The following is a 22,035-nucleotide window of genomic DNA, read 5'->3' as shown; positions in this document are numbered from 1 at the left end:
ATTACATCATTGGTTATTACAATCAGACTAGGCCACATAGATACAATGCTGGTTTAAGTCCAAATGAGTCAGAGAAAAGATACTGGCTAAACTACAAATACGTGGCCAATATGACTTGACCACTTCACATCAACACTTGCTGAGATAGTATCATTGATTGTTGATGTTAAAGTAGCACCTGCATCAAATGGTACTTTTAGACGTTCAATCTTAATCGATGAATAGTTGTAACCTATCATTTCAGATAAATTTAGTTGAATGTCTTTTTCACCATCTTCAATGTTGGCCAATATAATATATGCTTTATTACCGTCTACGTAACTGGCAACTTGCACATCTGGATCGCTGTTGTGATATTCGGCTCTCGTACCATCAACATCTTTCCAAAATTCGAGAAATAAATGGTTCTTATTTAATAAATATTTATCGCCCACTATTTCACTATCTGGTTTAAATGACGCTTGATTACCATTAATGATCAGGTTATCTGGATTAGGTCGCCACATAGATGAATTGTATGGATTTCCACCATTTGCAGTCCAGTACCAACTGGTAAAGCCTGTGATGAAAGGGATAGAGGTTAAAATTTTGTCCTCTCGCTCCATTAACTCAAGCATCATATAGTTAAACGACTTTATTGTTTGGCTATTATCTCGCTCGCTATATTCAAGGTTTGCTTGTTGGACAATGCTGCCGTATTCAGTAATTGCATGAGGTTTTACTACATCCCACTTAAACATTGAATAAGTTTCAATCAAATCAAGAATTGCCATTGAGTTGCTGCCTGAACGCTTGGTTTCTTCACCTTGTACGTTAATACCGTCATAGATATGTGTGGAAAATCCATCAACGTTAGCGCCGGCAGTGTCCATAAACATTTTCATACGGCTTTCCCAGTTGCCAAAGTTACGCACTTCGAACGCAGGATAAGCATCAGCAAAACCAATAACTTGTAATTCACTTAACTCCGGACGAGTATCAATTTCTTTGCCTATTTCATTAATAATAGTCGCCATATATTCACTTACAGCTTGTGAGTCTTTGCCGGCATATACTCTGCCATCGATATTTGACTCCCAAGACTCAAGGATTTCAGCATAGTCAGCTGCATGAACAAAAGGTTCATTCATCGGCTCATAAAATAGTGGGCGATTTTGGTCATTAAAATATTGCTCAAAATAATCAGCAGCCCAACGTCCTGCTTCGACCGGATCATTGTTATCAGGGTTATATAAAGGATGGTTATGACGCTCGGTGATTACCATTCGATTTGATGTTTTATTTCTCAAAGATCCTGACCTACCAGAAGCTCCGTTAGTTATTGCTTGGGCAGTTGTTGGGTAGGTACCATCAGTATCGATTTGGTTTTTAAATATGTTTTGAGAAAACGGTCCCCAAAATTGACGGCCATGATCTACCTGATATTCATCAACATACAAGTCTACAAATGAATCATCATATTCATTGTGACCAAAATTATCATGCATATTGAAAAACTTATTACGTTGTAAACGGCTCACATTGCCATAAAACTGTTTAGTATTTAAATCTATGGTAATAGTCACTTCTGCAGCATCAGGTTCTGGTGTTGGAGTAGGTTCTGGTGTTGGAGTCGGCTCTGGTGTTGGAGTCGGTGAAAGTTCCAAACTTTCTGAAGAACTCCCTCCACCCACACAACCTGCAACAGCAACAGATAATAAAATTGCCGCTAATTTAGTATATTTAAATTGTTTCATTGACATCTCTTTTTATAATATTTTTTTGAAAATACGACACTCACTAAACGATTAAAATTCATCCATTGCTGGTTCAATTTCGAGCCGTATTCCGTCTAATTTCACAAATAGCCTATAAATTTATCCTATCAATACAAATACTACTTGCACTATTTTACTGTTGGTAAATAACACAAATACAATTTATACTTAATTATACTGTATCATATATGAAAAAACAAAAAATAGCACTTAAAGCTATATCAAATGGAAATTACCCAGGAAAAATCATCCCGAAAAATTTATTGTTAGGCATTAGTAGTATGGGTTTTATGGATGTAGTAGATGAGCAGGACTGGGGAATTAAACCGCATAGTAACGAGGGCATAGAAATTTGTTTTCAAGAAAATGGCAATAATGCATTAATAGTAGATGGTAAAAAGTACTCAACACCTGCAAAAACATTGACTATTACCCGACCATGGCAATTGCATCAAATAGGCGATCCAAATTTAGCACCAGGACGGCTGCATTGGATCATTTTAGATGTTGGTGTACGTCAACCAAATCAAGCTTGGCAATGGCCTAATTGGTGTGTATTAACGGCTGAAAATATGGACGAACTAGAAAAATTGCTACGCGGAAATGAACATCCAGCCTGGCAAGCCAATAATGAAATATTACATATTTTTAAACGTTTACAGACTTACATAGTATCGAAGACGATTAAGGATTATTTTTCACATATCACAATATATTTAAATCAATTACTTCTCGCTTTACTTGAATTATTAAGAACACAAAATATTGTGACTCAAGAGCGACTAACAACTAAAGCCAGAACTGTTGAGGTATTTTTTGAAGAATTAAAGACTGATGCTGAAATTGCGGCGTTTGAATGGACTTTACAATTAATGGCTACACATTGTGATATGAAACGATCTGCTTTTAGTAAATATTGCCATCAATTAACTAATACTAGTCCTATGCTTTATTTAAATCGTTGCAGACTACAACATGCTGCTCATGCACTTATTAATAACAAGGTTTCATCTATAACCGATTTAGCCTTTGATTTGGGATTTTCAAATAGTCAATATTTCACTCGTTGTTTCAAAAAAAAATTCGGTTTTCCCCCTAATCAATGGCGTAAATTACAAATGAATAAAAGTCCATAAGTAAAAATTGATTTTTATATTAAAAACCATACCATGTACGGAATTTTATTTAGCTGATAAATTAGTCAGAACATTATCCACAGACGATGATTTAAACGATCCTTAAACTAAATTTATAGATCGGGCTATGCGCATAATCTTTGATATGGATGATCACGTTTGGTGTGTTAGAAAAGAAATTAGTTCTAACATGGCGGAACTTTATAATAAGAGTAAAAACCGTATGTATGTTGATTGCATAAGAACATACAAGCCAGCTAAATAATTTATAAAGCAAAAATACACAGTGAACGATGCTTGTTTAAAAAACATAAAACGGCATTTTGTTCCAACAACTGGTCATGTAAATAACCTAGGCTCACCGCTTTAATACTTCTGATACACGTTTTTGAAGACGTGGCACTAACTCGGCTTCAAACCACGGATTATTTCGCAGCCAACGATTGTTTCTTGGGCTAGGATGAGGGAGTGGTACTATTTCAGGCCAGTAAGTTTGCCATGTGCTGACAATTTCCGTTACCGAAGAACCGCTTTTGCCAAGATGGTATTCTTGCGCGTATTTTCCTATGACAAGTGTGAGTTCCAGATGCTTCAAATTATCAAGCAGTTCAGCTCGCCAAGTGGCCGCACATTCTGGCCGAGGTGGTAAATCTCCAGATTTCCCCGTTCCCGGAAAGCAAAACCCCATAGGTAATATCGCAATGTGTTTTTCATCATAAAAAACGTCATTATCAATCCCTAACCACTCCCGCAAACGCTTACCACTAGGATCATCAAAAGGAATGCCGGTTTCGTGTACTTTTTTGCCCGGCGCTTGTCCTGCAATAAGGATCTTAGCGCGAGGATCAAATTGAATCACAGGCCTTGGCCCCAGTGGCAAATGTTCATGACAAAGATGACAAGAGCGAATATTCGAAAGCAATGTTGGTATTTTACTCATAATTTAGGCTCTAGTTGTGTTAATTTTTGATATTGAGCAGTCTAAACTTTTGACAAAAAACAGGCTAATTTTATAGCCTCGGTATGAATAAACCTTTAGCTAATATCTATAGCCAAGACTAAACATTGGATATGTGTCGCCATCATACACATTAAATGTAGCCCCTAGAGTAAAACCAGATTGGTTTCGATTTGAAAAATAATATTTGTAACCTACAGAGAGGCCATAATCTTGCTCTTTTTGAACTTCGAACTGATCGTTTAAATAACTTTCTTCATTGAGCACGCCATAGTACAGGTTGACGGAATGATTTTTTTCTAAGTAGTAATTTAAGCCTGCACCAAGGCCATACTCTTCATCAGTTCGCCTAGAGTATGAGAAAACTCCTGCTGCAAGATATACATCAATATTATCTAATACTAATGGCAAATAAATCTGCGTACCAAGCCCACCATATTCAACGCCCAAACCAAGCTCTAGGAAAGGTCGTTCACTAGCAAATAAATTAAAAGAAAATACTGATGTTGAGCTAAAAGCAAGTACTGTTAGTAGTTTTGTCACAAAATATCCTTATAAAGACTGCATATGGAATTAACTATCTTTCACATTGATAGATAATTAATTTAGGCTTGATATATATATGAGCAAAACTCTATAGTCAAACTTAAAGTAGTGGTCTAGTGGTTTTGATCTAGAGCTTAACTAATAATCCCACTACGTAATGCTTTTGCCACAGCCCCTGATTGTGACTGTACTTGTAGTTTGGCATATATTCTTGCGAGGTAGGTTGAAACGGTGCTTTGAGAAATATCTAAACTACGTGAAATCTCTTTTACACTTTGTCCTAACGATAATTGCTCTAAAACAGCAATTTCCCGTGCAGCTAATTTATAATCGGGTTGTTGGTTTGGCTTTTGAAGGTTTTGTAGCACAATTTTAGCAACTTCAGGGCTGAGAACCGAGCCACCTTTAACAACTTCGGCTAAACCATTTAACAATTCGGTGCCACTTGCTGATTTAAGTAAATAACCGGAAGCCCCTGCCTCTAGAGCTTCTAGTACCTTACGTTTTTCGCTAAATACCGTTAATACAACAGCGTTAATGTCTGGAAATTCAAGCGTTAGTTTTTTGATCCCTTCAACCCCTCCCATAATAGGTAAACCTAAATCCATAAGGACGAGATCTGGGTGTTCATCACTGCTGTTAAGTGCAGAAAAAAACTCAATACAAGAGGGAAAAGTACGACAATCCGCGACAATATCGGCTCGACCTATAACCCGTATTAAGGTTCTGCGATAAGTAGCATCATCTTCAACAATCCAAACAGTAATAGGCGTCATCATTTTATCCCATGCTTAATTCGACGTTTGGTAGCTTCGCTCAAGATCTTTGCTGAGCATATTCAAGTTAACCGTTAATTTAACACTCACGCCTTGGTTCAGTTTTGTTTTTATACTAACCTCGCCCGCTATCTCTTTAGCTCGCTCGGTTAAATTATTTAAGCCCCAACCTTGATGAGATTGTGTCAGGTCAAAACCACAACCGTTATCAGCCACCTCAATTGATAACGCCGTTTCATCAATAGTAACGACTATAGTTAATTCGCTTGCTTTTGAATGACGGGCACAATTGTGAATAACTTCTTTGAAAAAGAGTGTTAAATGCCGTTTGATCACTAATGATATTTTAATATTCGGGCAGTTGTCAGGCACAACGTGAGTTACTTTAACACCTCTAAGTACCCTTTGAGCACGTTCGAATAATGTTTGTAAAAGCTGCGGTAAATACACCGATTTGCCATCATTATGCCAAACAATTTCTCGTAATGACGCATTAGCTTCTCTGGCCATTAAGGCTAGATCATCAAGATCTTCACCTAGAACATTATTCTCGTTTTTATTAGCTAGTTCATCCGCCAATAAAGTTATACTGCCTAAGCTACTACCCACTTCATCGTGTAAATCACGATTAATTCTATCTCCCTGTTTTAAAAGTAGATGCTGGCGCTGGTACCGTTGATAGAGCAAAACAGCGCTAATTAATAATAAAAATACCACAACAACGCTGCCAACAATAATCCTAACCAGTAACCACTCCCAGTAATCATGGGCTGATTTTATTTCACTTTCTACGTAATTAAGTTGCTGATCAAGCGGCCTTCTTTGAGCCAGTCCCATGATCCAATCTCGATCTGGCACTATCTGCCGCCCCCAGCTGTATCCGTCCATTAACTGAGGTAATTGTTCAAGATAAATGTCGGGAATACCGGTTGTCTTAATGACGGGACTTTTAAGCAATTGCCCTTTAGCATCATAAACCGCGATTTCCCCTAGACCTAAAATCCGTTGTTTGTTTATTTCTTGTAACTTTGTCAGATGAATACGAATATACTGCCATTTTTGTGAGTTGGCGTTTACCGAAAAAAGCGTACCAAATTTTTCCCCTGTTGATTCAGCCGATAATATCGTTGGCTTAATAAACTGAGGCTCATTCGCCACTTCGACAATAATATCTTCTGGAAAACCAAAATCTGGCAACATAACATTACTGCTGGGTTTACCTGGCCAAAAATCAATACGGCTGATGTTTTGTGGTTTATTTAAATCAATTAAAATTTCAATGGCTTGGTCTAATTCATGACCTATGGTTGGAATGATCAAAACATCTTCACGAGCTTCTGTTTGTTCTTTTATTGGAAAACCGAGTCCAGTATCTTGATCAGTTAAATAATCAAGTTGCCACTTCGACGGCTGTTCGTAACGACTTGAGGCTGACACTTTGGTACTGGTAAAACTGGCAATATTTTCAATCGAGCCGGTTTGAGCATCACTGGCCCAAATATAAACTTCACCTAAAGCAAAATGATCTTTAATCGAAGATTCTAGTTTTGCCGGCACTATGATCCTAAGTTTATGAAAGCTTTTATCGATGTTATTAAAAAAGGCAGGATAAGAGCCTGGGTTAGGAAAATCTTGCTCTAACCAATTAACTAGCTCTTCAAAGCCAGCACCATCATGTGTTTCAACTTCAATTTTAAAACGTTTAGGAAAGGCATAAGAGCCACCATAAGGTTTTAACGGGTTAAATGCTGGCACTAAAGCAATAGACTCGACGTAATGAGCACGTTCAAAAACAAAATCTATTTGATGTACATCAGAAACTTCCATACCATTATCGAAATTTAAAGATGAATGATAGCCTAAGTGATTGTCTGAAATTATTGGACAATGCCTTGGTAGCTGAGAAATTTCTTTGATTAAGCGATCACGGCGTTCTTCAAGTTGCCGAATGCGGGCAACCGGCCAATTTGATAAATTAAGCTCTGCTTTACTTAGCAGCACTTGTTGTTCTTTAAGATTGCGCGGATCAACAATTTCGCCAGCCGATATTCCGGTAGCGAATAACAAACTGATCAAAAGCAACAATTTAACAATCATAACAACCTTAATGAAAAAACCTAATGCAATAAACCAGTCAATAAACTAGCGCAATAAAATAATACAGAAATATCCAATAAATTATCGCTGTGTAAATAAAAATCAGCCGCACTGGTAATAAAGTTAGCGCGGCTGATTAGTGACTACATAAGTGGAATAAACAATGAATGGGTGTCACCGTTTTTCAAAAATATTCCGGCTGTCATGACAACAGGTTTACCGTTCTCCGTATATATCCCCATTCGCTCGTACCTATGTACTTGCACGGTTTTTCCCTCTACGGTTGTGTATTCCTTGTCAGCCACTTTATAGTGTTTTGCTCTTTCCCAATTTAATCCGTCAGTTGAGGTAAGCATACCCATATATCCAAAGGCATGATATAAATTATAATAGCGTTTTCGCTTAGCGTCGTACCAAACTTCCGGATCTTCCGAATTATAATTAATCACCACTGGCTTAGATTGCATTTTCCAAGGGCCTAAAGGATGATCGGCTAGTAATACCGCCTGCATTCTAATGATCTCATTCGGTTTTTGATCCGGTTGATCACCACGAATAATCATTAAATAGCCACCGTCAGGACGTTCAGTGACCGTAACATTATTTGATTGATTGGCAATTGGTAATTGCGGTTCAAACAAAGGTCTATCAAAACGTTTCCACGGGCCTTCAATGTTATCTGCTACGGCCACACCAATTCGTTGATTTAAACGCATCATGCCGCGTAAATTATCAGGTTGCCATTTGCCGTGACGCACTTCTTCAAGTTGTGCTTCGGTTAAGTCCATAATGCCAGAATTGGTCGACATATAATAAAGGTAATATTTTCCATCAAATTTATACACTTTAGTACAATGCACTGTGTATTGATCCCAAAAGCCATCGCCTCTAGCGCTCAATACTTCCTGAACTTTTTTCCATGGCCCGGTTGGGCTGTCAGAAACCGCTCTGGATACTATGCCATCGGTTAACCATGAATAAAAACCGTGTTTTTTAGGCATTTGGTCATAAAACAAATGATATTTTCCGTCATCACCTTTTACTATGGTTGAGCCCCAGTTGAAATATTCCTCATCATGAAAGATATTTTCTGGTGCAACGGGCTGCATGGCGGCGCTAAGGTTGTAATCATCCGTACTTTCTAACGGCGCATTTGCCTTGGCCTGACCTGACCAAACACACAAGCTCAGTAGCAGCAAAAAACTACGAGACAAGTGTTTAAAATCACTCTGTTTAACGTTTTTAAAAAAATTCATTTATCTATTCTCATCATTCAATTGTGTTGAGCTTGTGTTGATTTTTTATTAAATTCGTCAACACACATAGCCATCAAGTTAAAACAACGCTACTCAATTACTTGTTTAGCACCGATAAAATCATTGGCATTCTCTTGCGAGTTAGCTTCCTCTTGCTTTTCAGCACTCTCATGCCGCTTGCCAATATAAAAACCTAATAACCCCCATAAAAAGGCAACAACAGCGCCAGCAATAATTTTCTCAGGCGTACTAAAGCCTAAATAACCGTCACCAATAAACGCAATAGTCCAAATCCAAAACACATCACCCCCTCGATAAACGGCGATATCAATAATGGGTTTAGTTTTAAAACGGGTTTCTTTATCAACGGCGGTGTAGAGAATTTCACGGGCAGGTCTAACAATGGCGTAATTACCGGCTCGGCGTGCAACAACAAGAATTAACACAAAGAGTATTACTGGGTTTGCACTCAGAATTAACATCAAGCCAGCAATAGCAAAAGGAACAAAAGACAAACTTGCCGCCAAACCAAATTTTCTAAATAAACGGTTTGAGACAAACAATCCAATTAAAATAGTTAAGCTATTGGTAATTAATTCAATCCCACCTAACAGCTGTTTTCGTTCAGCGCGGCTATATTCAGCTAAAACATCACTTTGGGTGGTATAAAAAAAAGCGCTAACCCCTGTTAACAAAAAGATAAAACCGGCGATCCCAAGTAACTTTTTATCGGTAAATAGCTTTTTAAACCCCGAAAAAATATCTGCCTGTAAAGCATCAGAGCCATTGTCAGTGTCATTTTGTTTCACCTGAGTTTTTGCCACTAACAATTCAAACTGTTTATTTAAAATAGCAATAATAGGTAAACTTAATAACAATACGGTACTTGTCACCAACAGTACGTTTTCAATGCTCATTTGCTCAGCCAATAACATAACCGTTAAAGGCCCTAAAATGGCACCGGCACTTGCGCCTGTATTAATAAAACTAAAAACACGTTTACTTTGAGATTTAGAGTAATGTTGCGAAACAAAGCTCCAAAATACCGAGATATGAAATAAACTAAAAACGCTACTCCATACGTAAAAGACTTTTCCTAAAAATGTGACTTCAACACCTAATTTAAAGGCGGCAAAAATCATCATAAAACTGATTGAAAAAGCAATAAATACTCTAGGAACTAATTTTTTTATTGAAATTTTTGATGCCGCATAGTTGTAAAACATCACCGCTATCGTTGCGAAAATAAAGGTAAATGTCCATTGCGTTGCTCTGCTAACATCACCCCAATCACTCGGTAAGGCATCTCTTACCGGCTTTAAAATCATGTATGAGGTCATTAATAAAAAGATAAAAAGAAATGAAAACAACGCGGCTTTTGTTTCTTCAGGCTCTATTTGGGTTAAGCGGCTAAATAACGTTTGATGAGTCATATTCATTACCACGCAATCGCAAAGCCAGAATAACCAACAAAACTGCCCGTTTCTGTCATTGTGATCCCTTCAATCACTTTTTTGGCTTGCCCCATCGACTCTTCAGGTTCTAATTGAGCTTGTGGTCCACCCGTGCGCGTTTTATTCCAGCCAGGAGCTAATGAAATTACCGCAATATTATCGGGTTTTAAGTCTTTAGCCAGCTCATTAGTCATCTTATTTAAGGCTGTTTTTGTAGCGTCGTAAGCGTAAATGGCATGAGCACCTTTACGCGCAACAATCCCGCCATGAGAAGAAATATTAATGATTTTTTTCACCTCACTTTTTGATAACAACAAATTTGGGTACAGCGCTCTCGTGACCATAACAGGGCCAACAGTATTAATATTATAAGTTCTTAAATACTCGTCTCGGGTTGTATTCTTAAATGATTCTATACCGCGAGTTTGGCTATTCACATAACCGGCATTATTAACAATAATATCAATAGGAGTATCTTTTAGCGTCTCCGCCATTGCCATTATTGAAGCATCATCAGTTACATCCAGTTGTACAACTTGTGCCCCTGCATTTTGCAGCTCTGTCGCTTTCTGCGGTTTACGTGCCGTACCAATAACATGATAGCCATCATTAATAAAATGACGAGATAAGGCTAAACCTAATCCTCTATTAGCTCCTGTAATGAGTACCGTGCCTTTCGACGCTTCTGTATTAACAGTTGAAGATGGTGTGCTTTTTGCGGTTAAACTGGTCAGCGATAAAACTATCAAGCTGAATGTTATTAATAAACGATTACGCATAATGTTATTTTTACCTGTCGATGTTAAATAATTTCAGTGGCTAAAATTATATCGACAACATCAACAAAAAATAGTCGGCTAAATCAATGACAAAAAATTACACACAACAACTAAAAACAAATAAAAGAAATAAAAAACCTTTAAATCAGTAAGTTAAATAATTTTTTACTTTTATTTTAATAATATATGATTTTCACCTTTGCTAATATAGACTACAGTTAACAATTAACTGTACATAGAAATGCCGTTGATTTACAATTTATATACAAAATATAATAATTAAATGCGAATAAAACTAATCGTTCGCATTCCCTCGGAGAAGGTTAATGAAAACACTTTACTTACTCATGTCGTCACTATTGGTATTACTATTATCATCTTGTTCAAATGTAATAACAGCAGATGATACAAATAGCCGCAGTGACAATACGGTACCAGCAGACACTCGCTCGCAACTGGCTAAAACGGGTAAACAGCCGAATATTTTATGGATAATTACTGACGATCAACGTCCTGATTCTATTTCCGCCTACAATCAAGCGGTATATGGTACTAACAATAGCCCATTAGGCTATGTTGAATCACCCAATGCCGATAAATTAGCAGCTGAAGGGGTGTTGTTTACTAAAGCTTTTAATAACTCGCCGGTATGCGGACCATCACGCGGCTCAATGCATTCTGGCCGATATCCTTTTAGAAATGGCCATTACGCTTTTGAATTAACCCATCAAGCACCAGACTTCGTTAAACCTACTGTATCGCAAACAATGCGCACAAACGGTTATGCCACCTCAGTCTTTGGTAAATCAGACAGTTACATTTATAAATGGGGTCCTGGACAAGGTTTCCATGATGCCAACTTATTTGATTACAAAGTACACTTTAAACATGACATTCAAAAAAATGGTTTAGGTGATATTTTCACTAAAGCTGGTTACGACGATAACAATACAATTGTCGGTTATACTGAAAATGTTTTATACCCTAATGGCGAAAAACGAAAATATTATCTCAAACGCAAAGACGGCCCATTAACTCAAGCCGATATTGCAGGTAAAGCTCAAACAGATAAAGAATTTGATATTATTCGCTCTTATACTCGTGGCGGTAATAAGGAACTTATTCTTGCCGGTGTCAACCCACAGCCTGCAGGCGAAACTGTTGATGCTTATATCGTCAAAGAAATGGTAAATTATTTAGCAAATGCCGATAAACCTTTTAAAACCAGTTGGGGAAAAACTGAACAAGGCGCTGATAGTTCAAAACCACAATTTATTAATTTAGGGTTCCACTTACCACATACCCCGGTATTACCACCTAAGTCATTCCGCGATCGCTTTAAAGATAAAGTGTACAACATTCCTGATTTTGAAAAAAAAGCAGAGCTGGGCAAATTACCACCACAATTAGTTAAACTTTACGAAACAATGAAAGTAGATGGTTTCACTGTAGAAGAAAAACAAAAAGCTATTCAAGATTATTATGCTTTTTGTGCCTATGGTGATCACTTAATGGGTGAAGCGATTGACGCTTTCAAAAAATACAGCATTGCCAATAATCAAGAATATTTAATTATTTTTACTGTTGGGGATCATGGTTGGCATTTAGGTGAGCAAGGCATTGAAGCTAAATTTGGCCCTTGGGTGCAATCGGTTAACAATGCAGCGATTGTCGTTTCTTCCGATAAAACATTAATACCTGAAAATAAAATTAACCATGAACTTGTTGAGTTTGTTGACTTTTCACCTACTATTTTAGCGGCTGGCGGCGTAAATATCGCGGATCAACAATTTGATTATTTAGATGGTTTTAACCTAGTTGACGTTATAAAAGGCAAAGTTAAACGCGATTATATTTTAGGTGAAATTAATCTTGTTTATGGCCCTAGAGCTTATCTTCATACTGATCGTTTTCGTTTTTCAATGCGAACTCGACCTCATCATAATAACAACCTAACACCAGAACAATTAGGTAAAAATATCAAATGGGGGTTAACTGCTCCGGTTGAAAAAGTTGAACTCGTTTTATACGACTTAAAGTATGATCCGCTGGAAAAAAACAATATTGCTAATGCTCCTAAATATAGCAAGCTAGCGCATTGGTTTAGAACTAAATTAGGTAATATAGTTTTAGGCGACGGGAGAGTAGAAGCTGATTGGTCACAAGAAAATACTTATCACTTAAGTAACTTTGCCCAAGGGGCTGATGACAAAGTAGCAGCTATTCCTGCTGAGTTTATTCCAAACTAATCATTCATTAAAAACCAACCGCTGCCAAGCTAGGATAATAAATGACCATCATCCTAGTTTGGTAGCCGAAATTGAGCGGGCTAATGAGAGGAAAACAATGTTACATCGACTTTTTTTAATAACGCTGTTATTACTTAGCACACAGAGTTTAGCGGCCATCAGCCAACATAATTTTTCTGCTCAGCCAATATCAATAGAGCAATGGCAAGTTGCCGATATTATTTTAAAAAGTCATAAGCCCATTGCTAAGCCATTCGAACAAGAAATTTTTGCACACTTTGAAAACCAACAACGTATTCCCCTTTTTTACAATGGCGACAACCAATGGGTTTTACGTTATTCCAACGCAAAAACCGGTAGTTTCTCCTATCAGATCAAAAGTGAAATACCCGAATTAAATACTTTAACGGGCACCATCAAGGTTAATAAAAATACTAAGCAAAATCGTCATGGTGCTATCACCCTTAATAAAGCTAACCCACAACACTTTTATTATGAAAGTGGCAAACCTTATTTTAGTCTCGCTTTCGAAGCCGATTGGTTATTTGCCCTTGATTACAACCTAGCTGAATTAAAAAAAACCAACCACCTTTTAGATCTTGTTAAAAACAATGGCTTTAATCAAGTGGTCACCACCTTATATTCCTACGATGTTTATTGGGAAAAAGATCCTAAACTCAAACAACATCCTGAATTTGAATATGGTGCGCGTGAAGATATTTTTCCATTTTTAGGTAGTAATACAACGCCTGATTTTAGTTCGCTTAATCTGGAATTTTTTCAACATTATGATCACGTTATGTCTGCAATGCATGACAGAGAAATCGTCAATCATTTAATGATTTATGTTTGGAATAAAATGGTTAATTGGCCAGAACTTGGCTCACCAGAAGATAACCGCTACTTTGATTATATTATTAAGCGTTATCAAGCATTTCCAAATATTATCTGGGATATTTCAAAAGAAGCATTGTTTTACAAAAATACCACCAAAAACTATATTGCGGATCGGGTTGATCGCGCTAGAGAATTAGATAGCTTTAACCGCTTGGTAACAGTGCATGATTATGGCTTTTGCGCACAACATCCTCACAAAGTTGACTTTATTTCAACCCAAGATTGGAAACATACAATCTACTCAAAAATGTTAGAGGTACGTAGTAAATTTCCAACACATCCGATTGTCAATATTGAACATGGTGGTTACGAATATTCACCAATAAGAGTATTTCCTGGTGCTTATGAAAATGCAGAAGTGGCATTGCGCCGAAATTACATGAGTTTATTTGCTGGTGTCTACAACACCTATTATTGGCAAGGAACGTCATGGAATGTCGTTATACATAATCCATTTGAGCAAGATGAAAGCTTTACTAAACCAAAATTTCATTACTTTTCAATTATGAAACAACTCATGGATAAATATCCATTTTCAGAGTTTACACCTAACCCTAATCAAAATTCATCGGGCTATAATCTTACTGATCATAAAACCGGCACCGTTTTACTCTACATACCAAAAGAAAATTATTCCATTGCCTTAGGCTTTTTAACCAAAAATGGCGATAAATACCGTTACCAATGGCTAAATACGTTAACGGGTGAAATCAAAGAAAAAGGCATTATAAAAGATCAATTTTCTTTTTATCAATCGCCATGGCGTGAACAAGCTGACACCATTTTAATTGCAACCAAAATATAATCATCAAATATTGCCTTTTTGCTAAGTAAAACTAATTTTATATTCAAATTGTTTTTATTAAATATGATTTCATGATAAAATCATTTTTTATTTAATTGTTAACATTTATATATAAACAAGATGATTAATAATAAAAGGCAATAATAATGAACGCTCAACCTATTCAATCTATTGAACAACAAGTTACCGAAATATTAAGAAATTCGCTTATCGATGGAGTCTATGAATCAGGTACTAAAATGAATGAAACCCTGCTATCGGATGACTTTGGACTTTCAAGAAATGTAATAAGGCGCGCGCTGTTAATATTATACAAAGAAGGACTTTTGCATTATGTTGAAGGACAAGGGTATTTTGTTATTTCTCGCTTAAATAAAAATATCGACAAAATTCTCTTTAATATTCGTTCATCTATCGAAAAATATGCCGTAAAAATTTTCAAAAACATTGCCGCTGAACAAGACTTCATCGCCTTAGAAAACATACTCTCGCGAATGAACACACATTACCAAAAAAGTGAACACCTTGAATTTATTAAGGCTGATATTGAATTTCATGAATATTTTGTCCGCCTAGCTGGTGGCGATGACCTATTTAACCTCTGGTATCCTGTTGTTATTCGTATGCATATGAATAAAGGCATATCCGCAACTCTTAAAACGGATGTTGAAGAGCATGCTTCTATTTTACATGCTTTAAAAAATTATGATGCTGAAAATGCAATAACTGTTATTCTAAACAACATTACGTAATTTAAACGAAAATATATAGCCGTTAGATAAATTAATAAGCTAAATACCATTTAAGTTATTATCTTCTAGCTGTTGTTGAGGATTAAAATATACCTCAACAGCTATCCTGCCTGCCATTTTTAAATAAACTTAACCAACAAGTATTTATTTAATAATAAATTAATGCAATCATATATAAAAAAACATCGAGTTTACCTATGATCATTAAACATACTGTACACCTATTATTATTTATTGTAATAAGTTTATTAGTGGCTTGTAATAACACTGAACCTTTTACAACCCCCAAAAATATAACCAACGAAAATTTATTGCGGCAGGAAGTTGATTTTAATTTTGGTTGGAAATTTACCAAACAAAAAGTTCATGATGCTTATCAAATAGATCTTGACGATAGCCAATGGCAAAACGTGCGATTACCGCATGACTGGAGTATAGAACAACCTTATAGCCAAGAAAATACCGCTGGTGCTACTGGCTATTTACCTGGTGGTGTTGGCTGGTATCGTAAACATTTTAAATCACCAACAAGTAATGGTAAAACGGAAATACTTTTTGATGGTGTTTATAATCATTCTAAAGTTTGGATAAACGGGCATCTATTAGGTGAACGCCCTTATGGCTATGCAGCGTTTCATTACGATTTAACGCCTTACCTAAATAAAAACGGAGGTGATAATGTCATCGCGGTGTACGTTGATAGAACCCGCTATATTGACTCCAGATGGTATACCGGTTCCGGTATTTATCGTCATGTAAAACTTATCACAACGAATAAACTTCATATACCTATTTGGGGCACTTTTATCACCTCAGAACAGGTATCTACAACACATGCAACTGTTAAAGTACAAACGCAAATAAATAACGATTCGGCAGAGCAAGCTAGCATTTCAGTTATTACCGAATTAATTGACGCGGCGGGTAAACATGTTGCACATCATTCAACTACGGCCAAAATTGCGGCGGGTAGTTCTACCAGTATTACGCAAAATATTGCTGTCAATAACCCACAACTTTGGGATATTGATTCACCTCATTTGTATAGCGCAAAAACTTCAATAGTAAAAAACAGTCATGCTATCGACATCAAAACAACATCGTTTGGGATACGGAGTTTGCGTAACGATGCAAACCTAGGTTTTTTCTTAAATGGCAAAAACATCAAAATTAAAGGGGTAAATATTCATCATGATGGCGGTTTAGTAGGTGCGGCAGTGCCGAAAGATGTTTGGAAACGTCGGTTACAACGCTTAAAAGAAGCCGGAGTTAACGCTATTCGCACGGCGCACAATCCCCCATCTGATGAGTTTTTAACTTTATGTGATGAAATGGGCTTTCTTGTGCAAGCTGAAGCTTTTGATGAATGGGACAATCCAAAAGACAAACGAAAAAACTTTAATCAATCAGGTGAAGTTGATTACATAACACAAAGCTATAGTCATTATTTTTCAACTTGGGCGGAACGCGATATCAAAGCTATGGTGCTACGTGATCGTAACCATCCTTCAATTATTCAGTGGAGTATTGGTAACGAAATTGAATGGACATACCCTAGATATACCAATGCTGCAGGCTACTGGAATAAAGATAATAGTGAAAAACATAACTATTATTGGGATTTACCGCCACATAGTATTCAAAGGATGAAAGAAACATTTGATGCTAGTCCAATCAAAGGACCAGAGTTATCACAATCTGCTGAAAAGTTAAGCCGGTGGGTAAAAGAATTAGATACCTCTCGGCCAGTTACTGCTAATTTAGTTACGCCTACCGTTAGCCATTTTTCAGGCTACACCGATGCACTTGATATTATTGGTTATAGCTATCGCCAAGTACTTTATGATTATGGTCATCAAAACTACCCTGACAAAATGATCCTTGGCACCGAGAACTGGGTGAAATGGCATGAATGGCAGCAAGTAAAAGATCGTGCATACATTCCCGGAATATTCGTTTGGACAGGTATCGACTATTTAGGTGAGTCAAATGGAAAATGGCCAAAGAAGGGTTCTAGCTCTGGTATGCTTGATTTTGCAGGTTTCACCAAACCAAGTTATCACATGATGAAAACACTATGGAGTGATGAACCGCATATTCACATTACAACACAAACGGCAGAAAAATCAACTTATCGTTTAGATACCATCAGCCAAAAGGTGGTCGAGAAAATCCCCGGCAATTGGCAACGTGGCAAATGGGGTTGGCGTGACGTGAATGAGCATTGGAATTACCAAAATAACGAACAAGTCATTGTGGAAGTTTATAGCAATGTTGAAAGTGTTGAATTATTGCTTAATGGCGAATCACTCGGAATACAGCAACTTAATAATAATCCTGAGCGAGTTTTGAAATGGGCCGTACCATTTAGCGAAGGCACATTAACAGCTAGAGCTGTGAACACTATGAGTAAATTCGAAAGTTCAATAACAACAGCTTATCAACCTCATTCAATATTGCTGACAACTGATAGAACAACATTATCATCAGACGGTTATGAAGTTGCACATGTAGTTGCTCAGTTAATCGATGCCGATGGTAACCCTGTAAAGCATGTGGAACGTGACATTAAATTTCACTTGCAAGGCAATGTTAAACTTTTAGGTGTTGATAATGGTGCTGAAAATAATATACAGCCACACAAAAGTGATCATTTATTTACGCATAAAGGCAGAGCACTCTTAATTATTCAAAGTAATTTACACAAAGATAATATTGTGATCACAGCCTCATCAGGAAAGTTTACCAGCAATACACTAACGTTAAAGGTGCAACCCTAAGTTTAATTTAGCTCTCCTCCTCACCACAAAAAGTACTGCTACTGGCTAATCTAGCCAGTAGCAGTATCAAACCGCACAACACCACTCATAAAAATCACACAAAAAAAAACAATCGTATACAAATAACAATATGCATATATAAACCTAAAAATAAAGCAAGACCTTAAAAAACAGTAAAAAAACTATTACGAATAATAGCGTAAATGATGGTTGATCTTCATATTTAATGATCGTATTTTATATATGTCAAACCATGACATTCTGTAGGAAATAAGAAATACGTTCGAAAATAAAATAATAAAATGGAGATAAACATGTCAAACAGATACAAGTTAAACTCGATTGCAACCGCAATTTCTGTTGCCTTACTCACTGTTCCAAGTGCTTATGCGGCACAAGAGAAAACGGAAGACGGAATTGAAATTATTGAAGTAACAGGCTTTAAAGGGAGTTTACTGCGCTCATTAAGTAATAAAAGATTAAATGACGCTGTCAGTGATTCAATCTTCTCAGAAGATATTGGTAAATCGGCAGATCAAGATATCGGTGAAGCGCTTCAACGTGTTACCGGAGTGTCAATTCAGCGCGGTGAAGGAGCTGGAGGAAATGAAGGAACCACAGTAACCATTCGTGGTGCCGGTCCTAACTTAAATAATATTTCATTAAATGGTATTAACTTAACTAGTAGCACTGAAAACCAAGCGGTTGATTTAAGCGCTTATTCGTCAGATATATTAAACTCTATTGAAGTAATTAAAACTGCCGCCGCAGATCAAGACGAAGGTAGCTTAGGTGCAAATATTGAGTTAAAAACATTAAGAGCGCTCGACGTCAAAGAAGATCGCCGTATTCTAGAGGTTCAAGGACGTTATGACGACTATGCTTCTGAAAACGATTATAAAATTTCCGGCACATTTTCACAAAAATTTTTAGATGAAACCTTAGGTTTTTATATTACCGCCTTTAAAGAAACGCAATCTTCTCGTCGTGATATGTACATGACCGATCGTATGCAAAAATTTGGTGCGATTGCGGCAAGAACACCATCAGGAGAGCTTTATCAAGAATTTGAAGAAGACGGTATAACACCAAAAACTTTTTATGGTTTTACCAATGCCCAAACTGGCTACAAACTATTTCAAAATAGTATGGAGCGTCAAGGTTTTACAACTTCATTACAGTGGGCTGTATCTGACAATACCGAGTTAAATTTTGGTTTAACTATGTCAGATCAATTTAGAAAAACTGACGATAACTCTATTGCATCCCTAGGATCCGGTGACGCATATTTAGATGTAGATCTTCAGCCATATGGCAACAAACCATTTGGTAATGTGCTTGATGAGAATGATCCCTGGTTGGTGTATAACCCTGAAACACAATTTTTTGAGAAAAAAATCGATCGTACAGCACGAGGTAGAACAGCGCGTTTGCAATCGGGCATTAATACCGATAATCAAATTGTTAATTTAGAATTAACGCACTACTTTTCAGATACTTTTTCAATGACCCTTCGTGGTGGTTATTCGAAAACAAAAGCAGATGATGCCTACTATAGCTTTTTAAATTCAAATAATTATGCTCACGTAAGTGATGATGCGTTGATAGCTGTTGATGCAGATAAAATACAACCTACCGGTTATGACTGTACCTCTGGTCAATGTTACATAGTGACAGGAACAGGTATGGTCGACTTTGGCCCAGGCCAGTCAGGTGAAATAGGTGAAGAAATTGATGACAACATTGTTCTCACTGCCTATAACCCTGATGATCGCGATGCAATACACCTACAACAAGCGGTATCACGCGACCGCTTAATGGAAGACAAACAAAAGTCATTATATGCTGACTTTGATTGGCAAGTAGATCTTGGTCCGATCACCACGGTAGAATTTGGTGGTAAATATCAAACCCGTGAAAAAGATGTCTTTAACCAAGAATACTGGTTTGAAGGTATTCCTGAGCCTGATGGTCAGCAATCGTTAGGTAAAAGTGTTGATTCAATTCGTTTAATTGATGTAACAGATGGAATTACGCCATTTGGCAGTGACTTCTTAGCCGATCTTGGATATGCACGCACCAATACCACTGATGGTTGGTGGACTATAAATGCTCGTAAATCATTCGACTTACTATTTGCTAATGACGACGTTCGCCAAAAACCTAATTTAGCAAATGATCGTACTATCGAGCTAGAAAACATCGCCGCTTATGTTAAGACTAATTTTACATTTTTAGATGATCGTTTAACAGGTAATGTTGGCCTTCGTTATGTTGAGTCTAATTTAGACAATGCTAAAGGTTATTCATCTGTTGATTTTCAAAATACCGCTGTTGTTAGCCGCGATTTAGTTGCTATTGCTTCAAACTCAAGTTTACCCGCTTGTACACCAGAGCAATTATATGCCAATGGTGTAGATCATGGTGATATCGCTAATGGTGGAGCAAATCCTGCGGGTCAACTAGGGCCTGACGGCACTTGGGTTTCCATACCTGGGCAAGAATGTTATGACGAAAACTTTGATTTAACTTCTAATTATCGCAGTCGTTACCAAGATTTATCGAAACTAGAAGATCCAGCGCAATTTTCAGCTTCAGCAAGTAATAAAAACAAAAATTGGCTACCTAGCTTAACGCTTAATTATAACTTAAATGATGAAATGGTTTTACGTTTTGCCGCTTCCAAAACCATGGCAAGACCAAAAATTGATTCATTAAAACCAAGTTACAGCATACGTGAATTTGTTTGGGGTGCAGGCAACTCGATTGCAAACTTGAGTAATCCGTATTTAAAACCTTTAGAATCAAAAAATATCGATTTATCGTTTGAATGGTACTTCAACGAAGGCGGCGCTTTAACAGTCGCTTACTTCCATAAAGATATGCGTAACTTTGAAGAAAGTGCTTCTATTGCTGCTCATTGGAAAGATTTACGTTCGGTAACTGATGAAGAACTAACCACCTTGGTACCGAACGAAGATATTTTTATTCCTTACGCTAATGGCAAGCCGCTAGATTATGACACCGCAGGCAAAGCCGCTGGTTGTTTAGAAGATCACCGACATATCTGGCAATCGATTGCACTTGATGTTTCATCACAGTGTGACACCATTCTGGTTACATCGCTAAGAAACGGTAAAGGCGGAACCAACCAAGGTATTGAACTTGGTTACAATCAAAACTTTGACTTTTTACCGGGTATTTTCTCAGGTTTAGGCGCCGCTATAAACTATACCTACTCTGACTCAGAAACTGATGCTGAAGCCATTGAATTAGGTGGTAAGTTAACACCATTACCTTTTGCAAATGTTTCTAAGCATACTTACAACATTTCTACTTTCTGGGAACAAGATGGCAACTTAGTTCGTTTAGCTTGGAATCACCGCACAGATTCTTTAGCTAACCGTTCATTTGAAAGCGGCGCATTGTGGAATGAAGGTGGTGGTCAGTTAGATTTGTCAGCAAATTACCAAGTAAATGATAATTTTACGATCACCTTTAATGCCGTTAACTTAAACAATAAAGAGTCACGTCAATATTATACCAATATTATTGATACTGACTTAACTGTTGAAGGCAACGCGCTTGAAGGAAATGCAGATAAATCAAAAACTATTCGTAAATGGTCATCAGGTACCATCTATCGTTTAGGCATTAGAGCCAGTTTCTAAACATGTAACCAAGATATAAAAATTTTACTGCCGTTCATTTAAAGTGAGCGGCTTTTTTATACCTTTTCAATAAATACCAATACAAAATCATATTTGAATAATGTTATTTATATTTAATTGAT

The 22,035-nt window shown here is 37.0% G+C and carries 14 protein-coding genes; 6 read left to right on the top strand and 8 right to left on the bottom strand.

The window, feature by feature from the left end; all coding sequences use genetic code 11:
* Positions 1-86 precede the first annotated feature (86 nt).
* A complete protein-coding gene (locus ACSLUO_RS12715; protein WP_448248960.1) occupies positions 87-1,736 on the bottom strand; it encodes a hypothetical protein in 1,650 nt (549 codons plus the stop codon).
* A gap of 209 nt (positions 1,737-1,945) precedes the next feature.
* Between ACSLUO_RS12715 and ACSLUO_RS12710 the strand changes: the two genes are divergently transcribed.
* Positions 1,946-2,893, top strand: coding sequence for a helix-turn-helix domain-containing protein (locus ACSLUO_RS12710; RefSeq protein ID WP_448248958.1), 948 nt, complete (start codon positions 1,946-1,948; stop codon positions 2,891-2,893).
* Between the two features lie 358 nt (positions 2,894-3,251).
* On the opposite strand, the gene ACSLUO_RS12705 is transcribed toward ACSLUO_RS12710, so the two are convergent.
* The 7 genes from ACSLUO_RS12705 to ACSLUO_RS12675 all read right to left on the bottom strand — a co-directional run bounded on the left by ACSLUO_RS12705 (position 3,252) and on the right by ACSLUO_RS12675 (position 10,759).
* A complete protein-coding gene (locus tag ACSLUO_RS12705; protein ID WP_448248957.1) occupies positions 3,252-3,833 on the bottom strand; it encodes a uracil-DNA glycosylase family protein in 582 nt (193 codons plus the stop codon).
* 99 nt (positions 3,834-3,932) lie between these two features.
* Positions 3,933-4,394 carry a hypothetical protein gene (locus ACSLUO_RS12700; protein ID WP_448248956.1) on the bottom strand — a complete coding sequence of 154 codons (462 nt, stop codon included), beginning with the start codon at positions 4,392-4,394 and terminating at the stop codon, positions 3,933-3,935.
* A 137-nt stretch (positions 4,395-4,531) separates the two neighbouring features.
* The gene (locus ACSLUO_RS12695; RefSeq protein ID WP_448248955.1) at positions 4,532-5,176 is read right to left on the bottom strand and encodes a response regulator; all 645 of its coding nucleotides are present in this window, start codon (positions 5,174-5,176) and stop codon (positions 4,532-4,534) included.
* Between the two features lie 12 nt (positions 5,177-5,188).
* Positions 5,189-7,270 (bottom strand): sensor histidine kinase, encoded by a 2,082-nt coding sequence (locus ACSLUO_RS12690; protein WP_448248954.1) that lies wholly within the window; start codon positions 7,268-7,270, stop codon positions 5,189-5,191.
* A 143-nt stretch (positions 7,271-7,413) separates the two neighbouring features.
* Entirely contained in the window at positions 7,414-8,526 is a 1,113-nt protein-coding gene (locus tag ACSLUO_RS12685) for a glycoside hydrolase family protein (protein ID WP_448248953.1), read from the bottom strand.
* A gap of 89 nt (positions 8,527-8,615) precedes the next feature.
* Complete coding sequence (locus tag ACSLUO_RS12680) at positions 8,616-9,959, bottom strand: NTP/NDP exchange transporter (RefSeq protein WP_448248952.1); 1,344 nt, start codon at positions 9,957-9,959, stop codon at positions 8,616-8,618.
* A gap of 5 nt (positions 9,960-9,964) precedes the next feature.
* Positions 9,965-10,759, bottom strand: a complete 795-nt coding sequence (locus ACSLUO_RS12675) for an SDR family oxidoreductase (protein ID WP_448248951.1) — start codon at positions 10,757-10,759, stop codon at positions 9,965-9,967.
* A gap of 326 nt (positions 10,760-11,085) precedes the next feature.
* On the opposite strand from ACSLUO_RS12675, the gene ACSLUO_RS12670 reads away from it, so the two are divergent.
* From ACSLUO_RS12670 to ACSLUO_RS12650, 5 genes are all read left to right on the top strand, one after another.
* Positions 11,086-13,008, top strand: coding sequence for a sulfatase-like hydrolase/transferase (locus ACSLUO_RS12670; protein WP_448248950.1), 1,923 nt, complete (start codon positions 11,086-11,088; stop codon positions 13,006-13,008).
* A gap of 97 nt (positions 13,009-13,105) precedes the next feature.
* Positions 13,106-14,710 carry an apiosidase-like domain-containing protein gene (locus ACSLUO_RS12665; protein ID WP_448248948.1) on the top strand — a complete coding sequence of 535 codons (1,605 nt, stop codon included), beginning with the start codon at positions 13,106-13,108 and terminating at the stop codon, positions 14,708-14,710.
* A 146-nt stretch (positions 14,711-14,856) separates the two neighbouring features.
* On the top strand, positions 14,857-15,462 hold the full coding sequence (locus ACSLUO_RS12660; protein WP_448248947.1) for a GntR family transcriptional regulator: 606 nt from the start codon (positions 14,857-14,859) through the stop codon (positions 15,460-15,462).
* 197 nt (positions 15,463-15,659) lie between these two features.
* Positions 15,660-18,242 carry a glycoside hydrolase family 2 TIM barrel-domain containing protein gene (locus ACSLUO_RS12655; RefSeq protein ID WP_448248946.1) on the top strand — a complete coding sequence of 861 codons (2,583 nt, stop codon included), beginning with the start codon at positions 15,660-15,662 and terminating at the stop codon, positions 18,240-18,242.
* A gap of 314 nt (positions 18,243-18,556) precedes the next feature.
* Positions 18,557-21,913: a TonB-dependent receptor gene (locus ACSLUO_RS12650; protein WP_448248945.1), complete on the top strand. Its 3,357-nt coding sequence runs from the start codon at positions 18,557-18,559 to the stop codon at positions 21,911-21,913.
* Positions 21,914-22,035: the final 122 nt, after the last annotated feature.

The organism is Thalassotalea agariperforans (assembly GCF_053470345.1).
This window is presented reverse-complemented; position numbering and strand designations above follow the sequence as displayed.